Source organism: Mesorhizobium sp. M4B.F.Ca.ET.214.01.1.1, assembly GCF_004791545.1.
Taxonomy (GTDB): Bacteria; Pseudomonadota; Alphaproteobacteria; order Rhizobiales; family Rhizobiaceae; genus Mesorhizobium; species Mesorhizobium abyssinicae.
On sequence record NZ_SRUX01000010.1, the window covers coordinates 168,181 to 174,887 of the forward strand.

General features: G+C 63.4%; 6 protein-coding genes. 3 read left to right on the forward strand and 3 right to left on the reverse strand.

Features of this window, described 5'->3' with window-relative positions; translation table 11 throughout:
- The first annotated feature begins 10 nt into the window (after positions 1–10).
- The 3 genes from EN857_RS20755 to EN857_RS20765 are packed head-to-tail and all read left to right on the forward strand — an operon-like array spanning position 11 to position 2,104.
- Positions 11–961 (forward strand): type II secretion system F family protein, encoded by a 951-nt coding sequence (locus EN857_RS20755; RefSeq protein WP_135859136.1) that lies wholly within the window; start codon positions 11–13, stop codon positions 959–961.
- A gap of 52 nt (positions 962–1,013) precedes the next feature.
- Positions 1,014–1,562, forward strand: coding sequence for a tetratricopeptide repeat protein (locus EN857_RS20760; protein WP_128274264.1), 549 nt, complete (start codon positions 1,014–1,016; stop codon positions 1,560–1,562).
- 2 nt (positions 1,563–1,564) lie between these two features.
- Positions 1,565–2,104, forward strand: a complete 540-nt coding sequence (locus tag EN857_RS20765) for a prepilin peptidase (RefSeq protein WP_135859138.1) — start codon at positions 1,565–1,567, stop codon at positions 2,102–2,104.
- Between the two features lie 12 nt (positions 2,105–2,116).
- Here the strand turns inward: EN857_RS20765 and EN857_RS20770 are convergent, their stop codons facing one another.
- From EN857_RS20770 to EN857_RS20780, 3 genes are all read right to left on the reverse strand, one after another.
- Positions 2,117–3,406 (reverse strand): ABC transporter substrate-binding protein, encoded by a 1,290-nt coding sequence (locus EN857_RS20770; RefSeq protein WP_245511341.1) that lies wholly within the window; start codon positions 3,404–3,406, stop codon positions 2,117–2,119.
- Positions 3,407–3,437: 31 nt separating this feature from the next.
- Positions 3,438–3,806, reverse strand: a complete 369-nt coding sequence (locus EN857_RS20775) for a hypothetical protein (RefSeq protein WP_127285480.1) — start codon at positions 3,804–3,806, stop codon at positions 3,438–3,440.
- Positions 3,807–3,881: 75 nt separating this feature from the next.
- The coding region (locus EN857_RS20780; RefSeq protein WP_135897657.1) for an Ig-like domain-containing protein at positions 3,882–6,707 on the reverse strand (2,826 nt) is incomplete at its 5' end.

The following is a 6,707-nucleotide window of genomic DNA, read 5'->3' on the forward strand; positions in this document are numbered from 1 at the left end:
ACGGACAAACGTGTTCTCGAACATTCAGGATGTGGGCTTTCTGGTTTCCATCGCTGTCTTTCTGGCGGCGGTTGCGCTCTTCCTGTTCGGCGCATTGGTCTTTCTGCCGGCATTGCAGACGCGAAAACTGGTCGCGCAAAGCCTCATCGCCGAGGGGATTGCCGATCGTCGTTCGCTGGTCGGTCAGGAGCAACTCGCCAGGATAGCGGCGCAGCGGCCGATCGAGGCCTATTTTCGCACAATCGAGAAGGAGCGCGGCGCACCAAACGCGCTCGAGGCGAAGCTCTTTCGCGCTGGCTTCCACCAGCCGAGCGCGCCCCTTGTCTACACCTTGTTGCGCTTCGCCGCTGTCGGCGCCGGCTTCATGGCCGCCTTCACACTGCTGCCTTTTGTTCTGCCGCCGCAATTGCCCGGCGTCTTCACGTTTGCCGGTGCCGCCCTATGCGGGCTCGCTTGTCTGGTCGTTCCCAGTGTGGCTCTCGACCGTTTTGAGAGCGCCCAGCAGCAAGTGTATCGTCGCGGCTTTCCCGATTTCATGGATATGATGATCACCTGCGCCGATGCCGGCATGAGCCTGGAGGCAGCGGTCGAGCGGGTCAGCAACGAACTGGCCGGCACCCACAAATGGCTGGGTATTCAGCTTTCGATCATGAATCTGCAGCTGCGCGCCGGCAAGCCGTTGCGCGAGGCATTGCGCGACCTGGCCGATCGCATCGGACTTGACGAGGCGCGGGCTCTGGCCGTGCTGTTCAGGCAATCGGAAGAACTCGGCACCAGCCTGACCGACGCCTTGCGCGTCTATAGCGACGAGATGCGCAGCCAGAGAATTCTGCGCGCCGAGGAGCGCGCCAACGCTTTGCCGGTCAAGATGATGATTCCATTGGGCCTGTGTATTTTTCCTGTTGTGTTGATGGTCATCATGTTACCGGTGGTCATTCGCATGAGAGGCATTTTCTTCTAGCCTGTCATATGCTTAGATTCGAATTGGAGTCGGGGGACCCCTGGGGGACAGAATGACAGGGAAAATACGCCTCGCCGCCGCTACAGGTGTGCTCATTGTGCTGCTTGCCGGTTGCCAGACCGATCCAACCGATGGCGTCGTTCGCACCAACGAACCCTCCAAGGGCGACGTCACGTCCTTTGGCGATACGTTCGACGGGCTGAAGACGGTCAGTGATGTCGACTACTATGCCTCGGACCAGGCGGTCGCCGAGGCCAAGAACCAGTTCCGCTCGGAAAACTACGGCAACGCCGGCGCCCTGTTCTACAAGGCGACCCGGCTGGCGCCCAATGACGGCGTTGCATGGCTGGGGCTTGCTGCTTCCTGCGATCGCATCCGCCGCTTCGACCTTTCCGATTTGGCCTATAGCCGCGCCTTCAAGCTGCTCGGCGGCACGCCCGAATACTACAACAATCTCGGCTATTCCTATCTGCTGCGCGGCAAGCTGCAGAATGCCCGCACCAACTTCCTCAAGGCCTATGAGCTGGCACCCAACGACCCGACCGTGGCCAACAATCTGAAGCTTCTGTCCTCCAGCGTGCAGAACGTCGAGCGGCAGTAGCTATGCTGCTCGGCGCATCGCTGCTGCTCAAGGCACTTGCCATCCCCCTGCTTGCAAGGATCGCCTGGGTGGATTTCACCACCCAGAAGATAACCAATCGCGACGTTCTGCTGCTGCTTTGCCTGGGCCTCGGGTCCCTGCAACTGCTGTCGGTTCAGTCCGGATCGTGGTGGGACATGGGCTTGAGCGCACTTGCCGGTCTTTTGCTGTTTATCGTGCTCTTCCCGTTCTGGACCTTGCGCAAGGTCGGTGCCGGCGACGTCAAGTTGATGGCGGTGATCCCGTTGCTGATCGGCGGCAGCGGCCTGGTCGTGTTTTCGGTGCTGCTGCTTCTGTTTGCCCTAGTCATGGCGATGGTCGTCAAGAACCCTCTGATGCTGCCGCAGGGCGCCTTCCAGCTCTATGTCCAGCATCTCGACCGCAAGGGCGTCGTGCCCTTCGGTGTGCCGATCGCCATTGCCGCGATCTGCTCGATCGTGTTCCAGATCTACGAGAGCTGGATGTTGGCCAGCAGTTCGGGCGTTCTGCAACAGCTCAGCTGAGGCCGGGTTCTCTCAAAACCCCGCAGTCGACTTCGCCACCAGCTTCAGCGCGCCCTTCTCGACCCGGTAGAACGGCATCGTGCGCTGGCTGGAGCCGTCGGCACGGAAGCGGAACAGGCCGGTCGAGCCGCGGAAGCCGCTGGCGTTTTCCAGCACCTGCTTGCTGAAGCCGTTCGGCCCGACGGCGCTCACCACGCCCGCGGTCAGCGCCACCATGTCGTAGGCATAGGCGACATTGACGTCGGCCGGGTAGTGGAAGGCCGCGTTGAAACGGTCGGCGATCGGCCCGGTCTCGTTCTGGTCGAGCGTCGCGATATAGGCGCCTTCGAACGACGGCTCGATCGGATGCTCCAGCCAGCGATCGGTTCCGATCAGCGAGACCGTCTTGCCGGGAATGCCTTTTGCCTTCAGCGCAGCGAGCACCGGCGACGGGCTGGCGTCTCCGCTGGCGACGATCACCGCATCGGGCGCCTCCACCAGCGAGCCCATGTCGGCGACTGCCTTGGCGCCGCCGTCGGCCGGCGAGTAGGGTAGGGTGACGGCAAGTGCCGCGCCATAGATGCTGAGGCCGTTGGCGACCCGCTTCTCGACAGCGCCGGCATCGCTGCCCGCGGCCACCAGCAGCACGAATTTCTTGGCGCCCTTGGCGGCGATCGCCGCCGCACCCGCCGCCGCGCTGTCGGCCTCGCTCAGCCGCACGGCATAGACGCCGGGGCCGCCGGAAAAATTGTCGGCCAGCGCCAGCACCGGCGGCCGCGTCGAGCCCGACAGCTTGGCGATGTGCTGCGCGGCCGGCAGTTCGGTCGGGCCGATGACGACCTTCGATCCCGTCGTTATCGCCTTGACCGCCAGGTCCTTGGCATTGGCCGGATCGCCGCGCGTGTCCTCGACGGTCAGCGTCAGCAGGTTGTTGCCGAGATCGGCCATGGCGAGCTTGGCGCCGTCGAGCATCTTCCTGCCGTCCTCGCCCGCGCCTCCCGCGGCGGACAGCGGCAGCAGCATGGTGATCTTGGCCGGCCCGGTGCCCAGCGACTGCGTCGCCTGCATCGCCTTTGGCGCCGCGGCGACGCTGCCGCCGGCGGGGGCGCCGGGCGCCGCAATCGCGGCCGGATCGAGCGCCTCACTCACGCTGCCTTTCGACTGGCAGCCGGACAAGGCGGCCGCCAGCGCAAACGCGATTGCCCATGCTTGTGGCGAGGGCGGGTGCCGTCTGTGGGAAATGCCGCGAAGCGCCGCGCCGGCATGCGCGGTAACCGGCGCCAGGCTCGCGGCGGCGAGCGGCAAGGCTTTCGGGGCTGTCATCACCAGTCTGTTGGCGCGCTCGCCCTTCAGGTCAGTTCATGTACTCGACCATGCGATCGTGGAAGCACTCGCATTTGTTGAGCGTGTCTTCGTCCTTGTAGTTCGTCTTCAGGTAGCCATAGGCCATGCCGCAGTAAGCCTTGGCTTCCGAAGCCCACACGAAGGCGGGGCGCGACGAGTGGATCCACTCCGGGCTTTTGGCGACGGCGACCGACTCGTCCATCAGCTTCACCACCTGGGTCTTCAGGTCGGCGATGTTGTCGGTCAGCACCAGGTTGGACGTCCCGACGGTGCGGCAGTAGTCGGCCGTCGGGCCTTCGATGATGTCGGCGGCACGCCCTGCCGATCCGACCAGCAACAGGGCCGCGGCCGACACCAGCAATCTTGCGGAACGCTTCATGATAAAGTCCCCTCCATAATCCCAATATACGAGTTGCTAATACATAGCATGGCGATGTCCCGTTGCGCCATGCCGCTAGACTAGATTTGCCGTGGTCGTGTGCGTGGTCGTGCCGTCGTCGTAGAGCAGCGTGATGGTGTTGGCCGCCGGCAGGTTCTGCAGCGTCGCGACGTCGACGAAATTGGCGCCGTTGGCCGTGCCGTCGGCATCGACGCTGAGCGTGCCGGTCGCTGCATTGTAGTTGACGAAGTCGCCGACATTGGCGCCGCCAGGAGCAGTGTCGAACAAGGACGAAAGGTCGATCTTGTCGCCGTGCCCGCCGACACCGCTGTAGTCGACGATCAGATCCTTGATGTCGAGCCCGTCAAGCTTGAACGTATCGGCGCCCGCGCCGCCGGTAAGCGTGTCCTGCCCGGCGCCGCCGATCAGCAGGTCGTTGCCGTCGCCGCCATTCAGCGTGTCGGCTCCAATGCCGCCGATCAGCGTGTCGTTGCCGGAAGTGCCAAGCAGGTTGTCGTTTCCGGAAGTTCCGGCAATGGCCTCAACCGTCAGATGATCGCCCGTCGTGCCATCGATATGGACGTTGAAGGTTTGCGTCGCAACATCGCCGTCGCCATCCGTAATGGATACTTTGATGCCGTTGAAGTCGAGATCTGCCGGCGGCGTTTCTGATTGCGAGCCGACCTCGACGCCATTCAGGCGGAACCCGCCGCCATTTGAGGCATCGCTGAGGACTTTGACCGCGTAGATGTCATCGCCGGCTACATAGTTGGCGGTACCCGCGACAGCCGACCAGTCAAGCTGGCTGACCTGGATGACCTGGCCCGAAGTCACGTTGAGCGTCACCTGATCATAATGCGTGGCATCGGTGTAAACGAGGACGGTGATTTTGGCCGTTGACATGCCGCCCGTGTAGCCCTCGGTCGTGAACTTGAAATCGTCGACGCTGTGAGGGGTCGTATTGTTACTATCGTTGACGAATGCGAATTTTATGGATTCACCGGGGTCATTTGTCTGGCCGGAGCTACCCTTGACCGCCCAACCTTGATTACTGGTGTTCACCAAATCCCCGCTTTGGCCGGTGGGGGCCACGCCGTCATCGCCGGTAACAAGAATGTTGAAGTCCGTGGCAGCACCCAAATCCACGATCAGTGAACCTGTCGGCCCTCCGGCTGTCGCTGAAGTCGCGGCGATTGGAGTAAAGACGACATCACCTGCCCGGTGCAGAACTTCCAGCGAGTCGGTGCCGTTGGCATTCAGAGTTAGGACGGCAACGATATCAGCTCCTTCGTACAGGTTGAGCACGATCTGGGATGCCGAGCTGGAGGCAACTTGTACATTCTGCCCTGTGGCCGTGATGCCGCCGAACCCATCCGCCCCGTACTGCCACTCGGCGAACTGGCCGTCGTAGGTGGTAGCTGTTGCCGGATTGAGTGCCGACAAGCTGACGATGCCATCGGCGTTCCCATCATTGACGAGGGTGAAGGATGACACGTCGTCGACGATGTCGACCAGGATGGTGCCGGTGGTTGTGTTGCCGTGTGCGTCGGTCACCGTATAGGTGAAGCTGTCCTTGTCCTGTTCGGTGGTGATGCCGTTGTTGAGGGTCGCGCCGTCATAGGTATGGGTCAGCGTGTAGGTGTAGGTGCCGTCTGCATTGAGCACCAGGTTGCCGTAGCTGCCGGTGGCCGATGAGTTGAGCGTATAGGTATAGGGCCCCGTGCCGCCGGCCGGCGTGATGGCGCCGTTGAATATCTCGCTATTGCCGGCCGCGTCGCTGCCCGCCGGCAGGCCCTTCTCATAGACCAGCGCGTCGGTGTCGGAGGCGGTCACCGTGACGTTGTTGACGGTGATGTCCAGCGTCACCGTCGAGGTGTCGCCGTCGCCATCGGTGATGGTGTAGACGAAGTGGTCGACCGCGTTGGTGGTTACCGCGTTGGGATTGGCCGTGTAGGTGTAGGTGCCGTTGGCGTTGAGCACCAGCGTGCCGTACTGGCCCGCGATCCCGGCGCCGCCGAGATTGCCGCTCACCGGGTTGGAGACGTTCGAGCCGGTGGCCACGCCGGTCACCGCGCCGCCGGGCGCCGCGCCGTCGGCGCCGAGCACGTCAGGCGTTCCGTCGCTCAGCACATTGCCCGAGACCTGCGCGCCTTCCGAGACGCTGTTGGTGTTGGCATAGGCCGATGGCACGTCGTCGACGATGTCGACCAGGATGGTGCCGGTGGTTGTGTTGCCGTGTGCGTCGGTCACCGTATAGGTGAAGCTGTCCTTGTCCTGTTCGGTGGTGATGCCGTTGTTGAGGGTCGCGCCGTCATAGGTATGGGTCAGCGTGTAGGTGTAGGTGCCGTCTGCATTGAGCACCAGGTTGCCGTAGCTGCCGGTGGCCGATGAGTTGAGCGTATAGGTATAGGGCCCCGTGCCGCCGGCCGGCGTGATGGCGCCGTTGAATATCTCGCTATTGCCGGCCGCGTCGCTGCCCGCCGGCAGGCCCTTCTCATAGACCAGCGCGTCGGTGTCGGAGGCGGTCACCGTGACGTTGTTGACGGTGATGTCCAGCGTCACCGTCGAGGTGTCGCCGTCGCCATCGGTGATGGTGTAGACGAAGTGGTCGACCGCGTTGGTGGTCACCGCGTTGGGATTGGCCGTGTAGGTGTAGGTGCCGTTGGCGTTGAGCACCAGCGTGCCGTACTGGCCCGCGATCCCGGCGCCGCCGAGATTGCCGCTCACCGGGTTGGAGACGTTCGAGCCGGTGGCCACGCCGGTCACCGCGCCGCCGGGCGCCGCGCCGTCGGCGCCGAGCACGTCAGGCGTTCCGTCGCTCAGCACATTGCCCGAGACCTGCGCGCCTTCCGAGACGCTGTTGGTGTTGGCATAGGCCGATGGCACGTCGTCGACGATGTT